This window comes from Pseudomonas sp. MYb541 (assembly GCF_037479595.1).
GTDB lineage: Bacteria > Pseudomonadota > Gammaproteobacteria > Pseudomonadales > Pseudomonadaceae > Aquipseudomonas > Aquipseudomonas canadensis.
The window spans coordinates 52,080-78,460 of the sequence record NZ_JBBGYS010000030.1 but is presented as its reverse complement, the minus strand read 5'-3'; the positions used below and the strand labels follow the sequence as shown (position 1 = coordinate 78,460).

General features: G+C 62.1%; 29 protein-coding genes. 7 read left to right on the top strand and 22 right to left on the bottom strand.

All coding sequences use genetic code 11. The features are described 5' to 3' along the window. Positions 1-24 precede the first annotated feature (24 nt). Both WH299_RS18980 and WH299_RS18975 read right to left on the bottom strand, forming a co-directional pair. The gene (locus WH299_RS18980; protein ID WP_016980117.1) at positions 25-570 is read right to left on the bottom strand and encodes an RNA polymerase sigma factor; all 546 of its coding nucleotides are present in this window, start codon (positions 568-570) and stop codon (positions 25-27) included. Next, positions 567-1,226 carry a secretin and TonB N-terminal domain-containing protein gene (locus WH299_RS18975; RefSeq protein WP_178083564.1) on the bottom strand — a complete coding sequence of 220 codons (660 nt, stop codon included), beginning with the start codon at positions 1,224-1,226 and terminating at the stop codon, positions 567-569. Before WH299_RS18975 ends, WH299_RS18980 begins: the two co-directional genes overlap by 4 nt. Positions 1,227-1,427: 201 nt before the next feature. Here WH299_RS18975 and WH299_RS18970 point away from each other — a divergent pair, with 201 nt between their 5' ends. Further along, positions 1,428-1,739, top strand: a complete 312-nt coding sequence (locus tag WH299_RS18970; RefSeq protein ID WP_016980119.1) for a hypothetical protein — start codon at positions 1,428-1,430, stop codon at positions 1,737-1,739. On the opposite strand, the gene WH299_RS18965 is transcribed toward WH299_RS18970, so the two are convergent. The 8 genes from WH299_RS18965 to WH299_RS18930 all read right to left on the bottom strand — a co-directional run bounded on the left by WH299_RS18965 (position 1,740) and on the right by WH299_RS18930 (position 9,275). Then, entirely contained in the window at positions 1,740-2,984 is a 1,245-nt protein-coding gene (locus WH299_RS18965; RefSeq protein ID WP_126571194.1) for an OprD family porin, read from the bottom strand. Between the two features lie 89 nt (positions 2,985-3,073). Next, on the bottom strand, positions 3,074-4,459 hold the full coding sequence (locus tag WH299_RS18960; RefSeq protein WP_177002930.1) for a tripartite tricarboxylate transporter permease: 1,386 nt from the start codon (positions 4,457-4,459) through the stop codon (positions 3,074-3,076). Continuing rightward, complete coding sequence (locus WH299_RS18955; protein ID WP_126571193.1) at positions 4,459-4,944, bottom strand: hypothetical protein; 486 nt, start codon at positions 4,942-4,944, stop codon at positions 4,459-4,461. Before WH299_RS18955 ends, WH299_RS18960 begins: the two co-directional genes overlap by 1 nt. A gap of 51 nt (positions 4,945-4,995) precedes the next feature. Beyond that, positions 4,996-5,391, bottom strand: coding sequence for a hypothetical protein (locus WH299_RS18950; RefSeq protein ID WP_123474083.1), 396 nt, complete (start codon positions 5,389-5,391; stop codon positions 4,996-4,998). Positions 5,392-5,393: 2 nt separating this feature from the next. Further along, entirely contained in the window at positions 5,394-5,849 is a 456-nt protein-coding gene (locus tag WH299_RS18945; RefSeq protein ID WP_123474084.1) for an FAS1-like dehydratase domain-containing protein, read from the bottom strand. Beyond that, entirely contained in the window at positions 5,846-7,072 is a 1,227-nt protein-coding gene (locus tag WH299_RS18940; RefSeq protein WP_126571192.1) for a CaiB/BaiF CoA transferase family protein, read from the bottom strand. Before WH299_RS18940 ends, WH299_RS18945 begins: the two co-directional genes overlap by 4 nt. A 17-nt stretch (positions 7,073-7,089) precedes the next feature. Continuing rightward, positions 7,090-7,986 (bottom strand): hydroxymethylglutaryl-CoA lyase, encoded by an 897-nt coding sequence (locus tag WH299_RS18935; protein WP_123474086.1) that lies wholly within the window; start codon positions 7,984-7,986, stop codon positions 7,090-7,092. Between the two features lie 2 nt (positions 7,987-7,988). After that, complete coding sequence (locus WH299_RS18930) at positions 7,989-9,275, bottom strand: hydroxymethylglutaryl-CoA reductase, degradative (RefSeq protein ID WP_123474087.1); 1,287 nt, start codon at positions 9,273-9,275, stop codon at positions 7,989-7,991. 133 nt (positions 9,276-9,408) lie between these two features. On the opposite strand from WH299_RS18930, the gene WH299_RS18925 reads away from it, so the two are divergent. Beyond that, positions 9,409-10,785, top strand: a complete 1,377-nt coding sequence (locus WH299_RS18925; RefSeq protein WP_339551010.1) for an aminotransferase-like domain-containing protein — start codon at positions 9,409-9,411, stop codon at positions 10,783-10,785. Between the two features lie 151 nt (positions 10,786-10,936). Here WH299_RS18925 and WH299_RS18920 read toward each other — a convergent pair whose 3' ends face one another. Then, entirely contained in the window at positions 10,937-12,004 is a 1,068-nt protein-coding gene (locus tag WH299_RS18920; RefSeq protein WP_339498961.1) for an NAD(P)-dependent alcohol dehydrogenase, read from the bottom strand. Positions 12,005-12,151: 147 nt separating this feature from the next. On the opposite strand from WH299_RS18920, the gene WH299_RS18915 reads away from it, so the two are divergent. Beyond that, on the top strand, positions 12,152-12,970 hold the full coding sequence (locus tag WH299_RS18915; protein WP_122724535.1) for an alpha/beta fold hydrolase: 819 nt from the start codon (positions 12,152-12,154) through the stop codon (positions 12,968-12,970). 54 nt (positions 12,971-13,024) lie between these two features. Here WH299_RS18915 and WH299_RS18910 read toward each other — a convergent pair whose 3' ends face one another. After that, positions 13,025-13,411 carry a DoxX family protein gene (locus WH299_RS18910; protein ID WP_339551008.1) on the bottom strand — a complete coding sequence of 129 codons (387 nt, stop codon included), beginning with the start codon at positions 13,409-13,411 and terminating at the stop codon, positions 13,025-13,027. Between the two features lie 77 nt (positions 13,412-13,488). After that, complete coding sequence (locus WH299_RS18905) at positions 13,489-14,364, bottom strand: LysR family transcriptional regulator (RefSeq protein ID WP_339551007.1); 876 nt, start codon at positions 14,362-14,364, stop codon at positions 13,489-13,491. 187 nt (positions 14,365-14,551) lie between these two features. Between WH299_RS18905 and WH299_RS18900 the strand changes: the two genes are divergently transcribed. After that, a complete protein-coding gene (locus WH299_RS18900) occupies positions 14,552-15,538 on the top strand; it encodes an NAD(P)H-quinone oxidoreductase (protein WP_339551005.1) in 987 nt (328 codons plus the stop codon). Here WH299_RS18900 and WH299_RS18895 read toward each other — a convergent pair whose 3' ends face one another. The 3 genes from WH299_RS18895 to WH299_RS18885 all read right to left on the bottom strand — a co-directional run bounded on the left by WH299_RS18895 (position 15,539) and on the right by WH299_RS18885 (position 18,046). Continuing rightward, the gene (locus tag WH299_RS18895; protein ID WP_339551004.1) at positions 15,539-16,663 is read right to left on the bottom strand and encodes an alkene reductase; all 1,125 of its coding nucleotides are present in this window, start codon (positions 16,661-16,663) and stop codon (positions 15,539-15,541) included. 79 nt (positions 16,664-16,742) lie between these two features. After that, complete coding sequence (locus WH299_RS18890; protein ID WP_339551003.1) at positions 16,743-17,420, bottom strand: type 1 glutamine amidotransferase domain-containing protein; 678 nt, start codon at positions 17,418-17,420, stop codon at positions 16,743-16,745. Continuing rightward, entirely contained in the window at positions 17,417-18,046 is a 630-nt protein-coding gene (locus tag WH299_RS18885) for a TetR/AcrR family transcriptional regulator (protein ID WP_028619748.1), read from the bottom strand. Before WH299_RS18885 ends, WH299_RS18890 begins: the two co-directional genes overlap by 4 nt. Before the next feature lie 159 nt (positions 18,047-18,205). Here WH299_RS18885 and WH299_RS18880 point away from each other — a divergent pair, with 159 nt between their 5' ends. Next, positions 18,206-19,150 (top strand): GlxA family transcriptional regulator, encoded by a 945-nt coding sequence (locus WH299_RS18880; protein WP_123474095.1) that lies wholly within the window; start codon positions 18,206-18,208, stop codon positions 19,148-19,150. Here WH299_RS18880 and WH299_RS18875 read toward each other — a convergent pair. Further along, positions 19,128-19,634 carry a GNAT family N-acetyltransferase gene (locus WH299_RS18875; protein ID WP_126571187.1) on the bottom strand — a complete coding sequence of 169 codons (507 nt, stop codon included), beginning with the start codon at positions 19,632-19,634 and terminating at the stop codon, positions 19,128-19,130. The genes WH299_RS18880 and WH299_RS18875 overlap by 23 nt on opposite strands. 179 nt (positions 19,635-19,813) lie before the next feature. Here WH299_RS18875 and WH299_RS18870 point away from each other — a divergent pair, with 179 nt between their 5' ends. Then, entirely contained in the window at positions 19,814-20,686 is an 873-nt protein-coding gene (locus WH299_RS18870) for an undecaprenyl-diphosphate phosphatase (protein WP_339551002.1), read from the top strand. Here the strand turns inward: WH299_RS18870 and WH299_RS18865 are convergent. From WH299_RS18865 to WH299_RS18845, 5 genes are read right to left on the bottom strand one after another with little or no spacing between them, the layout of a single operon-like run. After that, the gene (locus WH299_RS18865) at positions 20,683-21,645 is read right to left on the bottom strand and encodes a Dyp-type peroxidase (protein WP_339551000.1); all 963 of its coding nucleotides are present in this window, start codon (positions 21,643-21,645) and stop codon (positions 20,683-20,685) included. The two genes, WH299_RS18870 and WH299_RS18865, sit on opposite strands and share 4 nt — an antisense overlap. A 50-nt stretch (positions 21,646-21,695) precedes the next feature. Then, a complete protein-coding gene (locus WH299_RS18860; protein ID WP_339550999.1) occupies positions 21,696-22,514 on the bottom strand; it encodes a sugar phosphate isomerase/epimerase family protein in 819 nt (272 codons plus the stop codon). A gap of 1 nt (position 22,515) precedes the next feature. After that, positions 22,516-23,715: an NAD(P)/FAD-dependent oxidoreductase gene (locus WH299_RS18855; protein WP_339550997.1), complete on the bottom strand. Its 1,200-nt coding sequence runs from the start codon at positions 23,713-23,715 to the stop codon at positions 22,516-22,518. A gap of 2 nt (positions 23,716-23,717) precedes the next feature. Continuing rightward, complete coding sequence (locus WH299_RS18850; RefSeq protein ID WP_058426960.1) at positions 23,718-24,038, bottom strand: MocE family 2Fe-2S type ferredoxin; 321 nt, start codon at positions 24,036-24,038, stop codon at positions 23,718-23,720. Positions 24,039-24,066: 28 nt separating this feature from the next. After that, entirely contained in the window at positions 24,067-25,161 is a 1,095-nt protein-coding gene (locus WH299_RS18845) for a fatty acid desaturase family protein (RefSeq protein ID WP_122724519.1), read from the bottom strand. 163 nt (positions 25,162-25,324) lie between these two features. On the opposite strand from WH299_RS18845, the gene WH299_RS18840 reads away from it, so the two are divergent. Continuing rightward, positions 25,325-26,374 carry a LacI family DNA-binding transcriptional regulator gene (locus WH299_RS18840; protein WP_339550995.1) on the top strand — a complete coding sequence of 350 codons (1,050 nt, stop codon included), beginning with the start codon at positions 25,325-25,327 and terminating at the stop codon, positions 26,372-26,374. Positions 26,375-26,381: the final 7 nt, after the last annotated feature.

Below are 26,381 nucleotides of genomic sequence, written 5' to 3'. Positions count from 1 at the left end.
CACGGATTTATCAGGGACTCGACACTAAGACGGTTTTCCGGCCCCGGGACCGAACCGCTGAATCACTTTTCTTTCGAGGCGCTTGGCACAGTGGCCCAGGGCGGCCTTGATTTCCTTCTCGACCATGCGCGTGGAGATGCCGAAACGCTGGGAAATCTCAAGGTGCGGCGCCTCTTCCAGGCGCGCGGCGATGAGGATTTTGCGACGGCGTGCGGGCAGTTCGTAAAGCGCCTTGACCAGGGATTGGATCTCTTTCTGGCCGCCCACCACCCGCGACGGGTCCTGGGCTTCGTCGGCGCTTTGCAGCAGTTCTTCCACTTCGCTGCCGGTGAGCAGGCGCGCATCGGCCTGGCGGCGGTCAGCGGCGATGTTCAGGGCCATGCGGTACAGGTAGGCGTTGGGCTGTTGCAGGTTGGGCGGCACGTCCATGCGGTCGACCCGCAGGTAGGTTTCGTGCAGCACGTCGTTGGCCAGGTCTTCCGAGCCCAGGCGCTTGCGCAAACGCACCTTGAAGTCTTCGTAGGAGGCCAGGAACAAGCTGACCATCGTACTGTGCCCGGTATTTTTCATCCGCCCCAGGTTCCTTTCGCTGCTGTGCATTCCATGCGTGTTCCTGTTGTGTCAGGCATCAGAAGTAAAGTCACCGGTTGGCGCAGTGAACTCGGCGCCGGGCGTTGGACCCGGGCTGCGCTCAGGTTGCGCACCAGTGCTTCATCGCGTTGTTCATCGCCGGTAGAGCTGACCAACCGGCTGTGTTCAATCACCCCGTCCGGGTTGACCCACACCTGCACCAATGCCCGAAAACTGCCGGGCCGGGTCAGCGGCGAGCGGCACAGGCTGGTCTCGATGGCTTGCTGCAATGCCGTCGCGTAGCTGTTGTTGATCCGCGCGGCGCTGCGTGTCGCCGCCCCTTTTGTGGGCGGTGGCTGGCTGACCTGCGGGGTCTGCAAGGTAAACGCATCGCTGCGTGCATAACGTGCCATCAGGCCACTCCCTGTCAGCAACATCGCCAGTGCTTCTTGCGCCGTAAAGCGTCCGCGTACCCCGATGGAGCGCCGGCCCCGCGTCAACTCGCGGTCCACCAGCACCGCCATCCCGGTGGCGCGGCTGTAGGCTTGCAGTGCATGTTCCAGGTCTTGCGCCGGCAGGTTCAACGACAGCAGCAGTGACTCTGCCTGCGCCGTACGACCGCCGGCCAACAGCAACAGCAAGACCAGGGCGCACATGACGCGCCTCCAGGCTCCCTGTTCACCCCCTGCTCTGCATCGCTGCACGGCCGACGCGCCCTAGAAAACCGTCATCCTGAGGCCAGTTTATGAACCTGATGTTACGGTGATAGCAAAAAAAACATCACGGTGATGAGAAGCCCGCTGCACTACACTTTCAACCCTTACCGGCCCACTCCTCAGGGCCTGCCAGGAGGCCCGATGAAGCTGTTACCGACCCTCGCCAGCCTGTTGCTGTGCGCTGCCATGCCCGTGCTCGCCCACGCCGAGAGCGCTGCCGGCACGTGCGCCGAAGTCAGCGTGGATGGCTACAAGGCGCCCGACTATGGCTGCCTCAGCCAGCAGATGGGCAACGATACGAATGCGACCAAGGCGGCGAAGAAAAACCGCGAAGCCCAGAACATCCCCGTGGAAAAACGGCCGCCGAACGCGGTGGGTTTATCCACCCCGGCGGCGACCAGCGTGCGTATGGGCAACACGTTCGGGACATCGGTGAAACCGCAGCGGCCCTGACTACAGCAACGACAGCGGGTAACTGATGATCAAGCGGTTTTCATCGAACTCATTGGTGCTGAAGTCCCGACGCAAGGTCGAATTGCGCCAGCGCACATTGAGGTTTTTGACCGGTCCGCTCTGCACCACATAGGCCAACTCTGATTCGCGCCCCCATTCTTCACCGTCGGTACGTGCGCCGACGTGGGCATTGCTGCCGCGGATATAGCGCGTCATCAGCGTCAGGCCAGGCAAGCCTTGGGCGGCGAAGTCGTAGTCGTAGCGCAGTTGCCAGGAGCGCTCTTTGGCGGCGTCGTAGCTGGAGTTATAGCTGTCGTTGGCCAGGCTGGTGCCGGCGGTGCCATTGACGCGCATCCAGCCGTTGTCGCCGGACATCCGTTGCAACCCGACATAGACCGTATGAGCGCCGGTTTTGGCTGAAAGCATGGCCGATAAAGCGCGGTTCTCCAGGTTGCCGGCCAATGCCTTGCCGTTCTCCGCACCGGAGAAGAACCCCAGGTTGGCGCCCAACACCCAGCCGCCTACGGGTTGGCTGTGGGTCAAGTTGAAGTAGCGTTGCTGGTAGATGTCGGCCAGTTCTGAATACCAGGCGCCGACCTGGGTTTTTTTGTCGTTGAACAGGTACTCGGCCCCGCCAAAATTGAAACGGTCGGAGGTGGCATCCGGGCGACCGGCCATGAACATGTCTTCCATGCTGGCATCGTTACGTGGGCTGTTGGCGCGGAATTGGCCGCCGTAAAGGCTCACGCCGCTGAATTCTTTCGAGGTCAACTGCGCGCCGCGAAAGGTCTGGGTCAGCGAACGGCCATCGTCAGAACGCAGCACCGGCAAAGTCGGCGCCCATTCCCCGACCTTGAGTTCGGTGTTCGACAGCTTGGCCTTGAACGCCACGCCGAGCCGGCCGAAATCGTCCGCCGGGCGCCCATCGTCATGCACCGGCAGCAATTGGGTATTGGCGGTGCCTTTGCCGCCATCGAGCTTCAGCGAATACAGCCCCAGCACGTCCACGCCAAAGCCGACCACGCCTGCGGTGTAGCCGGAGCGCGCGTCAAGGATAAAGCTCTGGGTCCACTCCTCAGCCTTGGCCTGGGGGTAGTTGCCATCGACAAAGTTGCGGTTCAGGTAAAAATTACGCAGGTTCAGCGAGGCTTTGCCGTCTTCCAGGAAGCCATCGGCGTAACTGCTGGCGGCGCTGAAGACAAGGCAAGTGAACACAACAGGGTTGGAGCGCAAAAGGATCTTCATTTTTATTATTCCTTTCTGGGAGGCAAACGCCTCCCGTCGCAGATAACCGGTATCTGCTGGCTAGAGTGTTGAGGTGAGGTGTTGCGGATTTAGTGGCCGGTCAGCGCGATGATTGCAGGCACCGTCAGGACCGCCGTGTAGTAGCCCATGAATTGCACGCCGATGTTGAACCCCAGGAAGCGCGCCAGGAACCCGCCGAGCAAGCCCACGGTGATGATCACCATTAGCCCGAGCAGCCCGCCTTCCCAGATACCGATCACCAGCACCAGGCCGATAAAGGTCGCAATCACCGCTTCATGACTGATCTTGCGCACCACATAAGCCGCCGCGCCGTGGGCGAAGTTCATGGTGAAGGGGTAAGCCACCAGGATCGCCACGATCACCGCAAGCATGCCGTAGCCAAGGAATTCCCAGGTGTTGAGCAGGTTATGCAGGTTGTTGATTTCACCGGTGGCGTTGTCGACGAAAAACCGTGGTGGCGCGTTGAACAACGGCGCAGCGGGGCCCGCTGCCACCGGGCTCAGGGGCAAACCGAATGCCATCAGCGGGATCAGGGTTTCAGCGATGTAGGTCGACTCGGTCACTCCGTTACGCGCGGTGATCACCGTGGTCAGGCGGTCATAGGCATGCTTGATCCGCGAACCAATCACTTCGCCCATGATCACCGTCATCGCCACCGGGCTGAACACGAAGGTGGCGCTGGACACGCTGGCGGCCATGGCCGTCACACGCACCTGGCGCGGGTTGATGACCTTGAACGGGTTGGGGAAATAGCCACTCCAGCCCTTCACGTCCGGTGCCAGGGAAAACACCCGGTACTGATCGCGCCGCATGCGCTGGCGCTCGCTGGGAGCCAATAGCGAAAACAGCGAGGCAATCAGCGGTGCCACGGCAATACCCAGGAAGTAGCTCACCGACAGCTTGACCCCGTATTGCCCCGTCAGTGATTGCAGCGCCACGATCACCACCACAAACGGCACCAGAGCCAGCACTGCGGCCCAACGGCCCGCCGAGAAGTAGGCGATGGTGAATGCGGCGCACAGGAACACCCAAGGCGCGAACTGCTTGATCACCCCGCCAAACGGCGCCAGCAACACGGCGAACAGCACCGACAGCGGCACCGCAATCAAGGCCGCCACCGCTCCGCCGGAGATCATCTTGCGCAGGGCTATATGCGGCACGCCGAGCTTGCGCAGGTAGTTCGCATCGGCAAGCAACGCCGTGGCCGAAGTGTCGCCGGGAATCCCCAGCAACGCGGTGGGCACGGCATGGGTCATGTGCTTGGCGACTGCTCCAGCGAGAAAGAACGTCAGCACCCCGGCTGGAGGCGCACCGAGGAGCACCACCAGCATGGTCAGGGGCGCCAGGGTGGTGGTTTCGTCAGTACCGGAGACCAGGCCGATGGCGGCAAACACCACCGCGCCGAGCAGCCCGAGGGCGAAGGCCATCATGATTTCATGCAACAAGATGTCCATCACCCGCGCCCTCCGCTGAGGCTGGCCGTAAGTACGGGCGCCGACGTGACGGGCACATTTTCTTCGCGGGCCTGGGCTTCGCGGAACAACTCATACAGCTCCAATTCACGCAGTTCCGCGATCACCTCGGCGGACAGATCTTCCAGGCGTCCCAGGCTGCCGTACTCCTTGAGCAGATCGGCCACCACTTGCTCGCGAAAGCTCTGGTCGGCGACGTTTTCCTGCACATCGCGCTTGGGCGCAAACAACCTGGCACTGATCGCGCCGCCGGCGAGACAGCCGAGAATGCCGATCAACATGGCGTAGGCACGCGCCATCTGCGCCGACTCCACCACGTAGTGCAACAGGTGTTGCGCCGCAAAATACGCGCCGAGGCTGACCACTGCGCCAATGCCGATGGACAGCGCCAGGTGACGCGCGTCAATGGTGTCGCCCCAGACTTCATACAGGTGTTGCTTGTCCGACGGTAAAAGGGGTTGCTGCATGGTGCCCTCCGGCCCTTTCGGGCTTGTTGTTTTTATAAGGGGGGTGAAGCTTCAGGTCTTGCGAACCGTGGCGCGACCCACCGTGGTCGCCTGGCCCTGTTGATTGACTAGCTGCAACAGCAACGTGATGCAGTTGCCCTCCACCGTATGGATCTCACCCTTGGCGGTAAACACATCACCTACATAGGCGGCGCGACGGTTGCTGTACTCGAACGCCACCAGTTCGTCCGCGTCCTCCATCCAGTCGTAGAGCAACTGCGTCAACCAGTCACCCTGCAACGGGCCGTCCACCAACAACGCCGGGTGGCCCTCGCTTTTCTGGGCGTAGTCCAGGTCGTAGTGAATGCGGTGTGCATTCCAGATCGCCGCGTTGTACAGGAACAACTGCACCGTGCCCGGTGAGTATTGGCGTTCGGGCAAAGCCTGGCCGATTTCGATCAGGGGCATGGTTACCTCGCTATCCGGGTCAGGTGTTCGATCACCAGCGGCTCGCCCGCCTCGCTTTCGAAGCGGTTTTCGAACACCAGGAAAATCAACGGTCCGTCACTGCCTTGTTTTTCATGGATATCCACCAATGTCTGGCGGCAAACCAGCACATCACCCGGATAAATACGCCGGTACACTTGATAGCGGCTGCCCCCGGCCAGAATACGTTTGAGTGGCAGTTCCGGCAGCAGCGCGTTATCCGGGAAATGGCCGTCCTCACGCAATTGGTCCAGGGGCAACACCGGCATCAGCACACTGAACAGAAACATCAGCGGCGCCTCATCCCCTGCCAGGAACCGTGCCTGGCGCTGGCCGGTGGCGACCGCGTATTTACGGATATCCTGGCGGCTGATTTCAAAGCGCACGGGCGGCAATGCCAGGCCGATACACGCCTTGATCTCGGCGGTAAGCAGGCTCAAATCACACCTCGCGCGACCAAGTCGTCGTATTGCGCCTGATCCAGGCCCAGCCATTCACGGTAAATCTGTTGGTTGTGCTGGCCGACGCCAGGGGCGCTGGCACCTTTCTCCAAGGTGCCACCGGAAAGCTTCACCGGGTTACCGAACACCTCGAAATGCGCGCCTTGGCATTCGACGCTGATGACCATGTCGCGCTCACGCACATGGGGATCGGCCACCACTTCATCCATGCTCTTGATCGGTGACAACGGGAAGCGGTCGCCGGTCAGGGCCTCCAGCTCGGCCTTGGTGTAAGCGGCGCACCAACCTTCGACGATGGGCTTGACCCGCCGCAGGTAGGTGGCGTGGTCGAAACGCTTGGCCATGGTGTCGATTTCCGGGTCACTGGCCAGGGCCGCATCACCAAACGCATGGCAGGCCTCGCGCCAGAACTTGTCGGTGTAGGCACCGAAGAAGACGAAGCCGTCCTTGCACGCATAACGACCGTAAGGCTTGACGAAGGGATGGCCGTTGCCAGTAGGCCCGACCACTTCGCCGGTTTCAGTGTAGGTGACCACGGCGTTTTCGGTCAGGGAGATGATCGAATCCTGCTGGGACACGTCCACCCGTTGGCCCTGACCGCTGCGCTCGGCCTCACGCAGGGCCCCAAGGGTTCCGATGGCGGCGTACAGCGCCGCCGACAAATCCCCCAGCACCGTACCGACGCGCATCGGCTCTTCAACGGTGCCGTTCATCGACCACAGGCCACCACAGGCCTGGGCGCTGCTGTCAAACGCCGGGCGTGATGAGTTGGGCCCATGCTGGCCGAAGCCACTGATGGCGGTAAACACCAGCGCCGGGTTGACCGCCTTGAGAACCGCGTAGCCCAGGCCCAGCTTGTCCATGGTGCCGGGTCGGAAGTTCTCGATAACGATATCGGCCTTGCGCACCATGTCCAGGAAGGTTGCCTTGCCGTCCGGGTGCTTGAGGTCCAGGCACACCGCCTGTTTGTTGCGATTGAACTGCGCGAAAAAGCCGCTGACCGGCGCACTGACGCTGCGGCTCATGGGCGGGAATTCGCGGGTCAGATCGGGATCAGCGGGGTGCTCGATCTTGATCACGCTGGCGCCCATGTCCGCCAGCAGCATGGCGCAATAAGGCCCGGCCACCACGCGGGTGAGGTCGAGAATGGTCACGCCCTTGAGCGGGCCGAAGCCGGCCAAGGTGGTTGCGAGAGGGTTCATGGGTGCTCCACGTATTGTTATTGGATGCGTGCGCGCAGTGCCTTGGCGACCCGCGACGCGCCGCTGCGGTGCAGCTGACTATCAATAAAGACGCCTACCTCGATCAATTGTGCAAGGTCGACGCCCGTGGCGATGCCTTGGCCTTCAAACAGGTACACCAGCTCTTCAGTCGCTACGTTGCCAGTGGCGCCCGGTGAGTAAGGGCAACCACCCAGGCCGGAGACAGAGCTGTCGAACACTCGAACGCCGGCCTGCCAAGCGGCCTGCACATTGGCCACGGCCATGCCATAGGTGTCATGGAAGTGCCCGGCCAATGCGCTGAGCGGCACTGCGTCGGCGCAGGCCTCGATCAACCGCGCGGTTGCCCCTGGCGTGCCGGTGCCAATGGTGTCGCCCAGGCTGATTTCATAGCAGCCCATGGTGTACAGGGCCTTGCTGACGGCGACCACTTGTTCGACGGGGACCGCGCCGGTAAACGGGCAGCCCAGCACGCAGGAAACGTAGCCGCGCACTGCAACGCCCGCCTCCAGGGCTTTGGCGAGCACCGGCTCGAAGCGCTCCAGGCTCTGAGCGATCGAACAGTTGATGTTCTTCTGCGAAAACGCCTCGGACGCCGCGGCGAACACCGCCACCTCACGGCAACCGGCGGCCAGGGCCATGTCCAGGCCTTGCAGGTTGGGCACCAACGCGGTGTAGGTCACCCCGGTGCGCTGGCCGAGGCCGCGCAGCACGGCATCGGAATTGGCCATTTGCGGCACCCACCGCGGCGACACAAAGGCCCCCGCCTCGAGGGTGCGCAAACCGGCATCGGCCAAGCGCTCCACCAGGGCGATTCGAGTGTCTACCGACAGGCTACGCGCTTCATTCTGCAAGCCGTCGCGCGCGCCCACCTCCACCAGCCGAACGCTGTCCATGCTCACTGCCCGCGCTTGTCGAGCAGCAGCGCGCGGGCACTGTCGGCACGCACGTCGTGGGTCGCGACCATGCGCTCAACCAGCCACTGCACTTCGTCGCCCCTGGCTCCGGCGGACAGCGCCACGTTGCGTGCATGCAGCGCCATATGCCCACGCTGGATACCTTCGGTGGCCAGGGCACGCAAGGCACCCAGGTTCTGTGCCAGGCCAACGGCGACGGCGATTTCACCGAGCTCCTGGGCAGTTTTCACCCCTAGAATACGCAGCGACAGTTGCGCCAGCGGATGAGTCTTGGTGGCGCCGCCGACCAGGCCCAGGGGCATGGGCATTTCCAGAGTACCGACCAGGTGGCCCTGGCTGTCTTTCTCCCAGGTGGTCAGCGAACCGTAGTGACCGCTGCGGCAGGCGTAGGCATGCGCACCGGCTTCCACCGCGCGCCAGTCATTGCCGGTGGCAACCACCAACGGGTCGATGCCATTCATGATGCCCTTGTTGTGGGTGGCGGCGCGATACGGGTCGATGGCAGCAAAGGTGTAGGCATCAATCACGCCTTCGATCACCTCTTCACCGCTGTATTCGGCGGTGGCCAAGTGTTCCGGGGCGATGCGCAACTGCGCGCGACAAAGGCGCAGGTCGGCCAGGTTGGACAGGATGCGCAGGCGCACTTTACCGCCGGTGAGGCGCTCCATCAGCGGCGCCACGGCCTCGGCCATGGTGTTGACGGTATTGGCGCCCATGGCGTCGCGCACGTCGACGATCAGGTGCGCCACCAGCATCGGCCCGCGCGGACTGTCAGCGAAGATGTGCACTTCGATGTCCCGGCAACCCCCTCCCAACGTGTTCAGTAACTGATCCTTGCTATTGGCCAGGGCGATGATTTCGTCTTTGTTGCGCAGCAGGCTCAAGCGCGCATTAAACGGGTCGCGTATGCCGATGATCTGCACCTGCGCACGCATCAACGGCGCGCTGCTGGAGGTCTGGAAACCACCGGCCGGGCGGGTCAACTTGGCCATGAACGATGCGGCGGCGACCACCGACGGCTCCTCTACCACCAGCGGGATCACCACGTCGCGACCGTTGATACGGAAGTTGCTGGCGACGGCGTACGGCAACTCGAATTTGCCGATGACGTTCTCGATCATACCGTCGGCGATTTCCAGCGGCAGCGCACCGGCATCGCGCAGCAGCGCCAGGTCTTCGTTGCTCAGGCCGAGCAAGGGTTGCAGGTGCTCAAGGCGCTGACTGGGGGTGAGGCAGCGGAAATTGGGCAAGCGGGAATCGATCGACATGCAGGGCTCCTCAAGGAGTCATTTGTTATTGGATGCCGTCAAATTGCCCCATCTGTAGCCTTGAAAGAAGGTACAGTTTTGCCGGACAGTTCAGACACTGTACCCATAAGAAGCATCCACAAGGAATTGCAGCATGTCGCGCACGACCCTCGCGCAACAGGTGGCCAGCGCCATCGCCCAGCAAATCACCGACGGCGCCCTCAAGGCCGGCGAGAAGCTGCCGTCTCTGCGCGAATACATGCGCCTGCATGGGCATTCGAAGAACACGGTGATCACCGCCTATGAACACCTGGCCGCCGAGGGGCTGGTGGAGGCGCGCCACGGCCAGGGCTTTTTCGTGATCAAGCGCGTGGCCCACACCAGCGAAGAGGAAGACAGCCAACCCTACAACCGGGCGCTGGACACCATCTGGATGATGCGCCAGCAGTTCGTGCGCGACCCTGGCCACTCGCACCTGGGTGAAGGCTTTCCGCCAGTTGAATGGCTGATGGACATGCGCCTGGACAAGTTCCACCGCCAGGTCGTGCGGGCAGGCGTGACCACGCTGTTTCGCTATGGCACACGCCTGGGTAATGCCGGACTGCGCACACGGCTGGTGCAAAAACTGGCGGACTACGCGCTGCCCGTCTCACCGCGCCAACTGGTGACCACCCTGGGCGCCAACCACGCGATGGACCTGATCATCCGTCGTTACCTCAACCCCGGCGACCCGGTCCTGGTGGAAGACCCCGGTTACTACCCGCTGTTCGGCAAGTTGCAATTGCAAGGCGCGCGCATGTTCGGTGTGCCCCGCGAGCCCGACGGGCCGAACCTGCAGGTGCTGGAGCAGTTGATCAAGGCCCATCGACCGCGCCTGTTCTTCCTGCAGTCCATCGGCCACAACCCCACCGGCTCGGACCTGTCTCCGTCTAAGGCGCACCAACTGCTGCGAATCGCCGAGACCTATGACCTGCTACTGGTGGAAAACGATGCAATGGCCGACTTCAAGCCCAGCTCCGCGATCAAGTTGTCCTCCCTCGACCAGCTCAACCGCACGCTGTATGTCGGCAGTTTTTCCAAATCGGTGTCGGCGGCGTTGCGTGTGGGGTTTATCGCCGGCAGCAAACAACGCGTGGAAGAACTGGCGGACATCAAGATGATCCTGCACAACAGCGGCGCCGAATACAGTGAGCGCACTATCGACGTGATCCTCGGCGAAGGGCAGTTTTTACGGCACCTGTCGCGCCTGCAAGACCGCCTGCGCCACGCCACCGCGCGCGGCCTCGACCTGCTCGACGACCTCGGCGCCGAGGTGTTTTGCCGCCCGGAGCAGAGCCTGTACCTGTGGGCACGCTTCCCGCATATCGAGGACGCGCATGTGCTCACCCGGCACTGCCTGGCCCAGGGCGTGATGCTCGCACCCGGCTCGATCTTCTCGACCCAGCCAAAAGATACCTCGCCCTGGACCCGCCTGAACGTGGCGTACCTGGATGACCCGGTCTTTTGCCGGATCATTCGTGAGCTTCAATAATGGCCTTTTACACAATATTCAGACGCCAATGCCTATCCGATGATCAACGCTGATGGGCACGGTGGTAAGTGCAACGATTTTTTACGAGCACCTCTCAGTCTGAACATCAAAACCCCATAGGAACCGGCTTACCGGCTCCTGCACAAGGGGGTCAGGCGGCGTGGCTTTCTTTTTTCAGGCTGTCCATATCGATCACAAACCGATACTTCACATCGCCCTTGAGCATCCGCTCATAGGCCTCATTGATGCCTTGGATATCGATCATTTCGATGTCCGAGACAATCCCGTGCTTGGCACAGAAATCCAGCATGTCCTGGGTTTCCTGGATGCCGCCAATCAGCGAGCCGGCCAGGCTGCGGCGCTTGAAGATCAGGTTGAACACCGTCGGCGACGGGTGCGGGCTGTCGGGCGCGCCGACCAGGGTCATGGTGCCGTCACGCTTGAGCAGGTTGAGGAACGCATCGAGGTTGTGCGGTGCAGCAACGGTGTTGAGGATGAAGTCCAGGCTGTTGGCGACCTTGGCCATCTCGTCAGCATTCTTTGATACCACCACTTGATCGGCACCCAGGCGCAAACCGTCTTCACGCTTGTTGGGTGAGGTGGTGAACAGCGTCACATGGGCGCCCATGGCATGGGCGATCTTCACCGCCATGTGGCCCAGGCCGCCCAGGCCGACCACGCCGACCTTCTTGCCGGGGCCCACCTTCCAGTGATGCAACGGCGAATAGGTGGTAATGCCCGCGCACAGCAACGGCGCTACGGCGGCCAGGTTGGACGCGTCGTGGGAAATGCGCAGCACGAACTTCTCCTTGACCACGATGCTGTCGGAGTAGCCGCCGAAGGTGTTCTCACCGCCGAATACCGGGCCGTTGTAGGTGCCGGTAAAGCCGTTCTCGCAATATTGCTCCTCGCCTTCGGCGCAGGACGCGCAGTGCTGGCAACTGTCGACCATGCAGCCGACGCCGGCCAGGTCACCGACCTTGAACGTCTTGACGTTGCCCCCCACTGCAGTCACGCGACCGACAATTTCATGGCCGGGCACGGAAGGATAAAGGGTGTTATTCCATTCGTTGCGCACGGTGTGCAAGTCGGAGTGGCAGACGCCGCAATAGAGAATGTCGATCTGCACGTCATCCGCCCCCGGCGCACGTCGCTCGAAGGTGTAGGGCTTGAGGGAGTCCTTGGCGTTCTGGGCGGCGTAGCTGTAAGTCTTGGCCATTTCGTTCACCTGTGTGATCTGACGTTGGAAGTCAATCGACCAGCATAGACGCTCAACCGTTCAACCGAGCACAGGCGTACAAGCCCTTCGTCCGGTTTAGCGCAATAGTGAACTAGCATTCTCTTCCCACCCTCCAAGGAGTTTTCCATGAGCACATTCGTTGCCAAAGACGGTACCCAGATCTACTTCAAGGACTGGGGCAGCGGTAAGCCCGTGTTGTTCAGCCATGGCTGGCCGCTGGATGCCGATATGTGGGAATACCAGATGGAATACCTGAGCAGCCGCGGCTTTCGCACCATCGCATTCGACCGCCGTGGTTTTGGCCGGTCGGACCAGCCGTGGACCGGCAACGACTACGACACCTTCGCCGACGATATCGCCCAGTTGATCGAGCACCTGGACCTCAAGGACGTGACCCTGGTGGGCTTCTCCATGGGTGGCGGCGACGTGGCGCGCTACATCGCACGCCATGGCAGCGCGCGCGTGGCCGGCCTGGTGTTGCTGGGCGCGGTGACGCCGCTGTTTGGTCAGAAACCGGACTACCCGCAAGGCGTGCCGGCTGAAGTGTTCGCCGGCATCAAGGCCGGGCTGCTGAAGGACCGTGCGCAATTCATCAGTGATTTCAACGCACCGTTCTATGGCACCAACAAAGGCCAGGTTGTCTCAGAAGGTGTGTTGACCCAAACCTTGCAGGTAGCGTTGCTGGCGTCCCTCAAATCGACCGTCGACTGCGTCACCGTATTCTCCGAAACCGACTTCCGCCCGGACATGGCCAAGATCGACGTGCCGACCCTGGTGATCCACGGCGATGGCGATCAGATAGTACCGTTCGAGACAACCGGCAAAGTGGCCGCTGCCTCGATCAAGGGTGCCGAGTTGAAAGTCTACAAGGACGCCCCCCACGGGTTTGCCGTGACCCATGCGCAGCAGTTGAATGAAGACCTGCTGGCGTTCCTGAACCGCTGAAACACCTAAACCCTCCTCTCCTTATTTGGCCGGGCTTGCCCGGCCTTTTTTTGCTCAAGAGAAACGCTGAGGCAGTACCAGATGCCCTGGCCCGCTGATCAGCACCGTGGTGAAAATGATCAACAGCAGCCAACCGAACTGCGCCTCGAACAGCGTCCACTCCGGGTGCACCACCAGCAAGGCAATCAGCAGCACACACAGGATCGGCAGGCACGCCAGACGCACCAGCACGCCGGCAATGATCAGCAGCGGGCACAGCACTTCAGCAAATATCGCCAACATTAGCGTGGCCGAAGCGCCCAGATGAAACGGATCTTCGATCAGCTTCAATTGCTCGTTGTAACTCAGCAGCTTGGGCAAACCATGTACCCACAACAGGAACAGCGCTCCGCTGACCCGCAGAAACAGCAGCCCCAAGTCCTGACATTTTGATTCGTTCATGCGTACTCTCGGTAGGTCGACATAAACGTCGATTGTGTCGGCCGAGGCGCCCTCACGCTTGCAAGTCTGTGCTGACCTCACTCCCCGACGCCGGCAAACGCCGCGACGATTTCATCGATCACCACCCGCACCCGTGCGGTGTGGCGCAGGTCGGCGTGGGTCACCAGCCACACGTCGTACGGCAGTGGCCGAGTGCGCTCGGGCCACAGGCGCACCAGCCCGTCACGCTCACCCGTGCACACCGGGATTTCGCCTATGCCGATGCCGGCAGCGATCGAGCGGCGCACCAGCAAACTGGAACTCAAGGCAGCAACAATGCGCCCTCGGCCCAGAGGCTCGGAAACCAGGGTCAGCTCTTTCATGCTTTGTAGATGCGGCTGGTAGACCACCAGGTCATGCCCCTCGAACAGGCTGCCCGGTTCGGGCACGCCGTGGCGGTCAATGTAGTCCTGGGAGGCAAACAGGCCCAACGGCCAACGGGCGATGCGACGGGCGATCAGGTCGGGGTTATCCGGACGCTGGTTGCGCACAGCGATGTCGGCCTCACGCTTGGCCAGGCTGAGCATTTGGGTGGAAGCGTCCAGTTGCACGCGCACGTCGGGGTGTTTGTCGTGCAGGCGAGCGATGGACGGAATCAGGAAGTCGATGGCCAGGGAATCGGTGGTGCTGACGCGCACGGTGCCCGTTAAACGATCATCCAGGCCTTGAACCTGGCGCTCAAGGTCGAGGGCTGAACGCTCCATTTTCTCCACCGACAGCAATGCAGCCTCGCCCACGGCCGTCAGCGCGTAGCCCTCGGACGTGCGCAGGAACAAGGTGGCGCCCAAGGACTTTTCCAGTGCGTTGACCCGCCGGCCTACCGTGGCCTGATCCACGCCCAACAACCGTGCGGCGCCGCGCAATGTGGACTCCCGGCACACCGCCAGGAACACCCGTGCATCGTCCCAGTTCATTGGGTCCTCCACTGCTGCATATATGCATTGATGTGTTGCCGAATCGCAGCATTATTGCATCATGCGACCTTGCTATCCTGTCGACCATGGAAAATATCCAAGATGACCCTGCTGCACGGTTTCATTTGAATCAACCGTCGCGCAGCGTGGTCCCACTTCATACGCTCACCGCAACAGGACCCGCAAAATGCCCCTGCCTACCGACATGACCCTGATTGAAATCACCACCCCTGGCGGCCCCGAGGTGCTCAAACCGCGCCAGGTGCCACTGCCCTCGCCGGTAGCCGGTGAAATCCTGATCCGCGTGCACGCCGCCGGCGTCAACCGCCCAGATGCCTTGCAACGCGCCGGCAAGTACCCGATGAAACCCGGCATGAGCCCACTCCCCGGCCTGGAAGTGGCAGGTGAAGTGGTAGCGCTGGGCGATGGCGTGACCGAGTACGCCGTCGGTGACAAGGTTTGCGCCCTCACCAATGGCGGTGGTTACGCCCAATACTGCGCAGTGCCCGCCAGCCAGGCGTTGCCGGTTCCCGAAGGAATGGACTGGATTCAAGCGGCGGCCATCCCGGAAACCTTCTTTACCGTGTGGGCCAACCTGTTCGGCATCGGCGGCGCCCACAACGGCCAGCGGGTGCTGATCCACGGCGGCACCAGTGGTATCGGCACCACCGCGCTGATGCTGTGCCGCGAGTTCGGCATCCAGGCGTTTGCCACCGCCGGCAGCGAAGAAAAATGTGCGGCCATTCGTGCCCTGGGGGCAGAAGCGATCAACTATCGCGAACAGGATTTCGCCCAGGTGATCGCTGATCAAGGCGTGAATGTGATCCTCGACATCATGGGGGCCTCCTACCTCAACAACAACCTCAAGGCGCTGGCGATGGACGGCCGTCTGGTAATGCTGGGGTTCCTCGGCGGTGCCAAGGCCAATGAGGTGGACTTGCTGACCATTCTAGGCAAACGCGCAATCGTCACCGGTTCGCTGCTGCGCGCACGGACCAAGGACGAAAAAGCCGCAATCGCCGACCAACTGCGCGAGCATGTATGGCCAGTGCTGTCAGCCGGGCGCTGCCTGCCGATGATCGACCAGGTGTTCGATTACACCCAGGCCGATCAGGCGCATGCGCGGATGGAAGGTGGGGATCATATTGGCAAGATTGTGTTGCGGGTTGCCTGATTATTCGGCGTAAACCGGGTAATCGATATAACCCTCTGCACCACCGCCGTACATGCCCTCCACCCGCAGCGGATTCAACGGCCACCCCTTGAACAGCCGCTGCGGCAGATCCGGGTTGGCGATGAACGGCCGCCCGAACGCGATCAAATCCGCCAGCCCCGCCTCTACCCACCGCGCACCGCGTTCAGCGGTGTAGCGGCCGGCGTAGATGATCCGTCCGCTGAACGTCTGGCGCACTGCACGGCGGAAGGTTTCAGGCAGGTCGGGGGCGTTGTCCCAGTCGGCTTCAGCGATAGAGACGTAGGCGATGCCCGACGCTTCCAGCACCTTGATGGCTTCGATGTAGGTGTGGTGCGGGTCGTCTTCCACTAGGCCGATGTACACGCGGTCCTGATCGGTGCCGCTGAACAACGGCGAGAAGCGCACGCCCAGGCGTTCCGGCCCGACCACGGCGCTCACCGCCTCAACAATCTCACGCAGAAAGCGCAGGCGATTTTCCAACGAACCACCGTACTCATCGTCACGTTGATTGGCATGGGCCGAGATGAACTGGTTCACCAGGTAGCCATTGGCCGAATGGATCTCCACCCCGTCAAACCCGGCATCCAGCGCATTGCGTGCAGCCTGGGCGTAGTGCCCGACCAGTTCCTTGACCTCCTGCGTGGTCAATGCACGTGGCACAGGCGGCTGTTTCAACTCGCCCTCGCCCGGCGCCGTTTCGATAAAGGCTTTGGCTTGCAGGGCCTGGAGGGCAGACGGTGCGATTGGCGCCGCCCCTTCTGGCTGCAAGGCGTTATGCGACACCCGACCGACATGCCACAACTGGGCAAAGATCACCCCGCCCTCGGCATGCACCGCGTCGGTGACCTTGCGCCAACCGTCGATCTGCGCCGGGGTGTAGATGCCCGGTGTCCAGGCGTAGCCCTGGCCACGTGGCTCTATCTGCGTGCCTTCGCTGACCATGAAACCGGCACTGGCCCGCTGGCGGTAATACTCGGCCATCAAGTCGGTCGCGATATCACCCGGTTGGGCGCTGCGCTGGCGCGTCAATGGCGGCAAGACAATACGGTTGTTCAGCGTATGGTGACCCAGCTTTATCGGGGTACTTAAAACATTGTCAGTCATCTAATCATTTCCAAATTCTGGACGTGCTAAAGCATTGGCGACTTATAAAAGTCGCCAATGAACTCAGCGGTTTATTTAATTAAGCGGTCAGTTTCAGCAGGGCTTTAGCGACATCACTGGAACTGCCAGGATTTTGCCCGGTAACCAACAAGCCATCGGTAATGACAAAGGACTGCCAGTCAGCGCCTTTCTCGTAAAGGCCGCCCAACTTCTTGAATTCATCTTCCACCAGAAACGGCACCACATCGGTCAGCTCCACCGCCGCCTCTTCCGAGTTGGAGAACCCGGTGACGCGACGCCCCTTGACCAACGGTTCACCATTTACCGCCTTGACGTGACGCAGCGCGCCCGGTGCGTGGCAGACAAAGCCGATGGGCTTACCAGCACGCTCGAAGGACTCGATCAGCGCGATCGACACCGGCGATTCGGCCAGGTCCCACAGCGGGCCGTGGCCGCCTGGGTAGAACACAGTGTCGAAATCGTCGGCGTTGACCGAGTCCAGTTTCACCGTGGTCGCCAGGGTTTGCTGGGCGGCAGGATCGGCGGCAAAGCGCTGAGTCTGTTCGGTCTGGAAGTCCGGTTGGTCACTCACCGGGTCCAGCGGCGGCTGGCCGCCGGCCGGTGAAGCCAGCACGATCTCGGCGCCGGCGTCCTTGAACGCGTAGTAGGGTGCGGCAAACTCTTCGAGCCAGAAGCCGGTCTTGCGGCCGGTATCGCCAAGCTGGTCGTGAGAGGTCAGTACCATTAATACTTTCATTTTCCAGTGCCTCGATAGGTGTGAATGTCAGTTTCTTCCGGCTGACCCAACAACTGTCGGGTCAACCCCAACGCCTCATCAAAAGGCGCCGTAGTACGGGTGATCTTGCTCATGACGCTGGTGCCCAACCACAACGCATACAGGCGCCGGGCCAGGCTGTCCGGGTGTTGCGTAATCGCTACCGAGCCGTCTTCGACGCCCTGCTGCAAGGCCTCGGCCAGCAACCCGATGGTGCGTGCAGTGCCACGTTGCAGGGCCAGGCGCATCGGCTCTGAAAGGTCTGACACCTCCGCACCGAGTTTGACGGCAAGGCATTTGCCCGCGTCGGTGCAGCCGGTCTGGTTGTCGATCCAGCATTGCCAATAAGCCATCAACTTGGCGTGCTGGGTTAAACCCGGCAGGTCGAACAGTTGCTGCATGCCGTGCACATAGTTGTCGAAGTAGTGGTCGAGCAATACAACGCCGAACGCATCTTTGGAGGTGAAGTAGTGATAAAACGAACCTTTGGGTACGTCGGCGGCTTGCAGTATTTCGTTCAGGCCCACCGCAGAAAATCCTTTGCGGCCAACAATCAATTGCGCCGTATCAAGAATGCTCTGGCGTACAGTTTTAGTTTCGTTGCTCATCGGATTAGACCAGTCGTCTAGTTCGTTGAGGGAATGTTAGGAGCCTGGCCAGACCCGCACAATGTCAGATCCGCAAGGATTTCGGACATCCGCCAAAGTCGGTTGCCGTTTTCCCGGCAGCCGCCGACAATCCCTGCTCCCCCCACCCGGAGACATGCGATGCACAGCGTTGCGCTGATGGTTTACCCGAACTTCCAGTCCCTGAGCCTCAGCCTGGGCTCGGTGTTCGAGTGCGCGAACCTGCTGCGCGGCGAACCGGCCTATGAGTTTCACCTGGTGTCGGAGAGCGGCGGCGCGGTGATGACGTCCCAGGGCTTTTCGGTGAACACCACGCCGATCCGGCCGGAGGGTTACGACACCCTCATCGTCAGCGGCTACCTGGAGTTCCGCCTGCCGGAGGCCAACCTGCTGGAACTGGTCAAGGCCGCCTCCGCCCAGTCGCGACGCGTCGCCTCGTTGTGCATGGGCATCTTCGTGCTGGCCGAAGCGGGCTTGCTGGCAGGTAAGCGCACCACCACCCACTGGATTCACGCGCCAGCCTTTCGCAAGCGCTATCCGGACATTCATTTGGAAGAAGACAAGCTGTTCGTGGTGGACGGCCAGGTGTGGACCGGTGCCGGCATGAGTGCCGGGGTGGACCTGGCTTTGGCGATGGTGGAAAACGACCTGGGCAGTGATCTGGCCCGGCGCATTGCGCGCAAACTGGTGATCGCCCAACGCCGGGGCAGTGAACAGTCGCAGTTGTCGGCGCTGCTGGAGCTGGACCCCAAGTCGGACCGCGTGCAACTGGCCCTGGCCTATGCCCGTGAGAACCTGACCCACGACTTGTCGGTAGACGCCCTGGCCGATGTCGCCCGCCTCAGCCCGCGCCAGTTCAGTCGGGTATTCCGGGAAGAGACCGGACAGACACCGGCCAAGGCCATCGAGTCGCTGCGGGTAGAAGCGGCACGGGCGATGATGGAAACCAGTCGCCACCCGGTCGAGGTGGTCGCCCGCGAAACCGGGTTTGGTGATCGCGAGCGCATGCGCCAGGCATTTTTAAGGGCGTTCGGGCAGCCGCCGCAGGTGATGCAGCAGGCGTTTAATGCAGTGCCGCCCGCGTAATCAGGTAACTCACCAGTTGCGGCTCATCCTCCAGCTCAATCGTTTGCACCGGACGCGGCAGGTTATCCAGCACCGTGCGCCAGAACGCTTGGGACACTTCGTCCTGGTCATAGAAGCGCACCAGCCAATCGGCCTCGCCACTGCACAGCACCTGGCTGGCAATGGCGCGGCCAATGCCTTTGCGGCGGTAGCGTTTGAGGACGAACAAGTCGGCCAACTCCAGGGCGTCAATGCCTGGCAGCTCGCTGCCTTCGATCAACAGGAAGCCAGCGATATAGCCATCCACCAACAGCAGGTTGGCGCTCCATTGCGTGTCCTGCCAGTAGCGGACCAGGTGTTCGTCATGGATGTAGAAACGCCCATCGGCCTCGACATCTTCCTGTTCCCAGTCAGAGGATTCATAGGCGTAGTACTGGTAAAGATTGCGGATCAGCTCGGCGTGCTCCGGGCCGGTCTGGATCAATTCGACGGTGACTTCGGGCATGAGACTCTCGGTGAAAAAACACAGGGCGCCATTGTTCACAAAACCGGTGGGCAGGCCAAGAGAGCGGCCAACCTTTCTACTTGCTGAACCGATTGCAAATAGGTGTTGCCTCTGCCAAAACCCTGAAACATTTCGAATAAACTCCGCGAAATTGCCGCTCTCTTTCAAGGACACGTATTTTGACAAACGCCTGTACCGCTGGCCTGGACGTGGGTTTTGCCTCCCTGGACTACCTGCAAGTCTTCATCCTGGGCGTGATCCAGGGTATTACCGAGCTACTGCCGGTGTCGTCCACCGCCCATATGCGCGTAGTACCCGCCCTACTCGGCTGGCAGGACCCCGGTTCAGCATTCTCCGCGGCGATGCAGTTGGCGGCGCTGGCGGCAGTGGTCAGTTACTTCTGGCGAGATGTGCGCCAGGTGACCACCGGCAGCATCGACGCCGTGCGCAGAGGTGACTACAACGATCGCTGGTTCAAGCTGGCGGTGGCGATTGTGCTGGCGACCATCCCCATCGGCATCGCTGGCCTGGCGCTGTCTTCGACCCTGAACGCCTGCAACTCGCCGTTGCGCGGGTTGATGGTGATCGGTATTTCCTGCGTGGTCATGGCCGTGCTGCTGGCGGTGGCCGAAGTGCGCGCGCGGCACACCCGCGAGGTGAGCAAGATGCGCCTGCGGGATGCGTTGATCGTGGGCATTGCGCAGATTGGTGCGCTGATTCCAGGGGTTTCGCGTTCCGGTTCTACGTTGACCGCCGCGCTGTTCCTCAACTTCAAGCGTGAGGAAGCCGCGCGGTTCTCCTTCCTGCTCGGCTTGCCCGCCATCGCCCTCGCCGGCTTGAAGGAACTGTGGGTGCTGCTGCACGCCGACATGCCCGCCCATGCCTGGCCGCATTTGCTGTTCGGCCTGGTGGTCGCGAGCATCTCGGCGTTTTTTGCGATCTGGGGCCTGATGAAGTTCCTGGAGCGGTTCTCCACCTGGCCGTTCGTGATCTATCGCGCGTTGCTGGGGATCTTCCTGATTGTGGCGGTCAGTACCGGGTTGCTGGCTTAAGCCTGTGGCTCACGCTCGGCCAGCTCTTCCAGCAGATCGGCCGAAGGCACGAAAAACAGGCCGCCGGTGACCGCCGTGCTGAAATCCAGCAGGCGGTCATAGTTGCCGACCGGACGGCCGACGAACATGTTTTTCAGCATCAATTCCAGAGGCTCCGGCGAACGCGCATAGCCGATAAAGTAGGTGCCGAACTCACCGGCACCGGGGCGGCCGAAAGGCATGTTGTCGCGCAGGATCTTTACTTCATCGCCGTTCTTGTCGGTGATGACTGTCAGCGCACTGTGGGAATTGCTCGGTTTGGTCTCTTCGTCCAATTCAATATCCGACAGCTTGGTCCGCCCGATCACCTTCTCCTGGGCCTCCACCGTCAGGCCGTTCCAGGCTGTCATGTCGTGCAGGTACTTCTGCACCAGCACGTAGCTGCCGCCGCGAAATTCGCTGTCCTCATCACCGACAATGGTGAACCCTTCGGCCTTGCGCCCCACCGGGTTCTCGGTGCCGTCGACAAAGCCGATGATGCTGCGCATGTCGAAATAGCGGAAACCCTGGACCTCATCCACCACCTTGACGCTGTCGCCCAGGGCCGCCATCACGTGGGTGGCCAATTCGAAACACAAGTCCATCTGTTCGGCGCGGATATGCAGCAGGATATCCCCCGGTGTAGACACGGCTTTGCGCCCTTCTACGCCGAATTCACGAAACGGATGCAGCGCCGCCGGGCGCGGTGCGCCGAACAGCCGGTCCCACGCGTCCGAGCCAAACCCGCAGACGCAGGTCAGATTGCCCGCCGGCACGCGCTTGCCCACCGAACGCACCAAGCCGGCGATGTCCGCGCACCAGCCACGCACCGTCTCTTCACTGCCGGGGGCAACGGTGGCAACCATGAAAATCGCGCTGCTGGTGATGGGATGGCAGACGGACTGCGGCTCAAGGGGCGGCTGAACGGAGGATGGTGTCATGGAGAAAGTCCAGGCTAAAGGGCGAAATTCAACCCGCGCAGATTAGCAGATCATGCCTGACAGCTCTCCCACACGTCGCGAATCAGCGCCTGCATCTTCAGCGCTTCGGCCCAGCGATCGCTGATTTCGCGGCCGTCCGCACCGGTAATCGCATAGGGCGGCGGCCCCAGTTCGCAGGTAAAGGACAGGCTCTGTGACATGTCGGGCCGGGCCAGCCAGTCTTCGATCCCGTAGCGCCACCACTGGGTAAAACGCTGTACCCAGGCTTGGTGTTGGGGGAAGTCCAGGGAAACCTGCACCTGTTCGCTGCTGGCGACACGGCCGTGGAACCCCCAGCTGTGGCGCAAAATCGTGCGGATATGGTCGTCGTCTTCAGGCGCGCCGGGCTCGGGCAGTTCACGCCCGACCACGTAGTGGGACAGGTCGGCCAGCAGCTTCAAATCCGGCATTTGCGCCAGCAGGTCGAGGGTGAACAACAGGTCGTTGGTGAGGCGATAACGGTGGGTTTCCAGCAACACCGGAAAGTCCACCTGCTCGGCCAGGCGTTGCCAGCCTTCGACCAATCGGGCCGCCTCGGATTGGGTACGCGGGCGCACGTCGGCTTGCAGGGTGAGGTGGTGGCAGCCATAGCGGCTGATCACATCCAGCGCCGCGGCCAGGTCATCCACCGATTGCGGGAACAACTGGCCCTCGATCTGCAAGCCTCTTGAGCTAGCCGCCGCGTGCAAACGCGCGACGTCGGCAGGCTGCCAGTAATGATCGGTAATGCCGTCAAAACCGGCGGCCTGGATGCGGTCGAGTTGGGCGTCAAGGGCGCCAGGTTCGGTTTGCATCGCCCACAGGGATTGGAACACCAGGAATTGGCGCATATCAGCCTCGCAGCAGGGGTTTGAGGGACAGCTCGGGGTTGGCCAGGCTGGCGGGATCAAGGGGGATCCGGGCGCTGATCAGGCGCTCGCAAAGCTTGATGTCCTTGGCCACGCTGTTGCCCGGCGCCCAACCACAGGCGCCTCGTAGACGATGATCGGCATCGAGGTAGAACAGCAACAGGCCACCGCTCGGTAATGGGCGGTTGACCACTGTCGGTGTGATTACGCCCACGGTCTGCAAACCCCAGTCGAACTGATCGGACCAGAAACCGGGCAGCGCCTCGAACGGCACTTCGCGCCCCAGCAGATTCAGCGCCGCATGCCGGCCCTGGGCTTCGGCATTGCGCCAGGTTTCCTGGCGCTGGTATTCGCCACCCAGGCGAAACTCGCACACGTCACCGGCGGCATAAATGCCCGGCGCGCTGGTGCGCAGGTGGCTATCGACGCGAATGCCCTGCCCCACTTCCAACCCCGCCGCTGCGGCCAATTCGGTATTGGGTTGCATGCCGATGCCAACCACCACCAAGTCGCAGGGCAAGCGTTGCCCGTCGACCAGCCACACGGCATCGGCCTGGATGGATTCCAAGGCCACATTCAAGCGCACGTCGACCCCGTGCTGACGATGCAGCGCCAGCAGCGCCTCGCTGATGACCGGTGGCAACACCCGCCCCGCCAGGCGCGGGCCGGCTTCGAGCAGTGTCACCTTGCAGCCCAGGCCACGTGCCGTCGCTGCCACTTCCAGGCCGATAAAGCCACCACCGACCACCACCAGCCGCGTACCTGCCTTCAGCGCACTGCGCAGGGCCAGCGCCTCATCATGGGTGCGCAGGTAAAGCACATGGGCCTGCTCCTGGGGCAAGCGGCGCGCCCGGCCGCCAGTGGCCAGCAACAGGCCCGCGTACGGCAGCCACTGGCCGTCGGCGAGTTGCAGGCGATGCTGCTGCGGCTGCAACTGCGTCACCGGGTTACCGGCGATATGCTCGATGCCCAGCTCGGCAAGCCGCGCGCTGTCGCACAGGCTGCAGCCAGCCAGGTCCGCCGTGCCCTGCAACACGCCCTTGGACAGCGGCGGCCGCTCGTAGGGCAAGTGCGGTTCGTCGCCGATCAGGATCAGGCGCCCGGCATAACCTTCTTCGCGCAGGGTCAGCGCCGCGCGGCCACCGGCATGGCCGGCGCCGACGATGATCAGGGGGGCGTTCATCATCACGCCGTGACGGCGAGCAATACTCGCCCCGCTTCGACCCGCACCGGGTAGGTCTTGAGGTTGACGCACACCGGCGCGCCGAGGGCCTTGCCCGTACGATAATCGAAACGCCCGTTGTGCTTGGGGCACTCGATCACATGGTCCATCACCAGGCCGTCGGCCAGGTGGATTTTCTCGTGCGTGCACAGGCCGGCAGTGGCGAAGAATTCATTCTCGGCCGAGCGATACACCGCGTAGGTGTGCGGGCCGTGGTCGAAGCGCAGTACGTCTTCCTCGTCTATTTCGCCCACGGCGCAGACGTCGATCCATTGATCGTTCATGGTGTTTTCTCTTGTTCTAGGGGGGAATTCAGCCAGCAGCTGTTTCTGCATGCAGCGGGGCATGGGCAGCCGGTTCGGCTTTAGTGTGGATCGGGCGCTGGATGAAGTAGGTCGGATCGCTGCGCTGCTTCCAGATCGTCGGCAAGATTTCCTTGTACGCCTCGAACAGGTTGGCGTACGGCGGCGGGCAGTCGCTGCGGATCTCTTCGTGCAGTTGCGCGAGGGCGTGGTAAGGCACCATCGGGTACATGTGGTGTTCGAGGTGGTAGTTCATGTCCATGTAGATAAAGCGCAGCACGCGGTTCATGTAGATGGTGCGGCAGTTGCTGCGGTGGTCCAGCACGTCTTCCGCCAGGCCGACGTGCTGGGTAAGGCCGAAGATATAGCCGAGCCAGGCACCGTAGAGGCTCGGCAGACCAATCAGCATCAGCGGCAGCCAGCTGTGCAGGTACAACGCGGTGCCAATCACCACCGCATAAATACCGACCCAGATCCGTGCCGCGCGAAACACCTTGGGCCATTCGGATTCGGGGATGAAGTCGGCTTCCTGGGCGCTCATCTTGCCAATGGCATGCCGCGCCACACCGCTGAAGGTTTTCCAGGCCAGGGGCAGGTTGAACAGGCTCAAGAACATCATCAAAAAGCTTGGCGGACGCGGCTCGACGATCTCCGGGTCGCGGCCGACCACGATGGTGTCGGTGTGGTGACGGGCATGGCTCCAGCGCCATACGTGGGGTTCGAAGATGCACATGAAGCTGGCGACCTGATACAGCCCGTCGTTCATCCAGCGGGTCTTGAACGCGGTGCCATGACCTGTTTCGTGCCAACGCGGATTGGACGCGGTCCCGTAGAGCACGCCATAGGCGAGGAAGAACGGCACACAGGCCCAGGTGCCCCAGAACCAGTAGCCGCCAAAGCCGGTGACCAACAGTGCGATCACCCAGAGGGCGGTGTCGAGCAAGGCCGGGCCGTCGCGGCGCTGCATCAGTTCTTTCATGCGTTTGCGCGAGATGGGCGACTGGTACCAACTGGCCGAGACCAGGCCCTTTTCAGCCGCGCGGGCGGCTTCGGGGCCGGTGAGGCTGTAATCGCGCCGGGCGGTGTGAGCGGTGTGTTCAGGCATTGTTATTGTTCTCCGCAAGCGGGTGGTTTCAGGTGCTGTGTGAAACCCACCTTAGAGAACGAATCTTTCACCCTCAATGCCTTGAATCCATTCCCTATCAAGCTATCATCCAGGCCCAGCGGGGCTTGATAGTTTTCTATCAAGACGCTCAAAGGGGCCTGTCATGAACAACAATAAACGCCCAACCATCGCCACCGTCGCCGCCCAGGCGGGGCTCAGCGTGGCCACCGTCGACCGTGTGTTGAACGCACGTGCGCCGGTCAATCCCGAGACCGCCGAGCAGGTGTTCCAGGCGGCCGAAGCCGTGGGGTATTTCGCGGCGCGGTTGATCGGCCAGCGCATTCGCGAACGCCGGCCGACCTATCGTTTCGGCATCCTGTTGCTGGCCACCGCCCAGGCGTTCTATGCCAGCCTGGCGCAAGCCATCAACGCCGCCGCCGAACAGCATGGCGCTGCCAACCTGACGTGCCAGTTCGAGTACATCGCCGATCGCACGCCCAGCGCCATTGTCGCGCAGATCGAACAACTGGCCGTGCAATGCGATGGCCTCGCGGTGGTCAGCTTTGCCCATCCGCTGATCAACGCCTGCCTCAAGCAGATCCGCGAAGCCGGTGTGCCCGTGGTTGCCCTGCTCTCGGATATCCACGAACAGGCCGAAGAACCCTACGTCGGCCAGGACAACCATGTGGTCGGCCGCACCATGGGCTGGCTGCTCGCCCGCACCTGCGGCGCTCGCAAAGGCAGCGTGGGCATCCTGCTCGGCGGCCACCGTTTCCTCGGCCACCAGGCACGGGTCGAAGGCTTGTACAGCTACCTGGCCGAGCACGCGCCAGGGCTCAAACCGTTGGAACCGTTGATCAACCTGGACAACTGCGACATCACCGAAGAAGCCACCCTCGACCTGATCAGCCGCCACAGCGACCTGCGCGGATTATGCGTGGTGGGCGGCGGCGGCGACGGCATCATCAGCGCCTTGGCGCAGTTGCCCAAGCGGCCGGCGTTGTGTTGCATCCTGCAGGAGTCGACCGCGCTGTCACGTCAGGCACTGGGCCAGGGGTTGATCGATGTGGTGATGGATTCGCAGCCGGGGCAGACGGCGACGGCGTTGGTGCGGTTGATGGTGGAGTTGCAGAGTGCAGAGGGGTTCGATCCGGTGCGGCAGCGGGTGTATGTGCCACCGCAGATTGTGACGTCGGAGAACATGGGTAACTGAAACATCG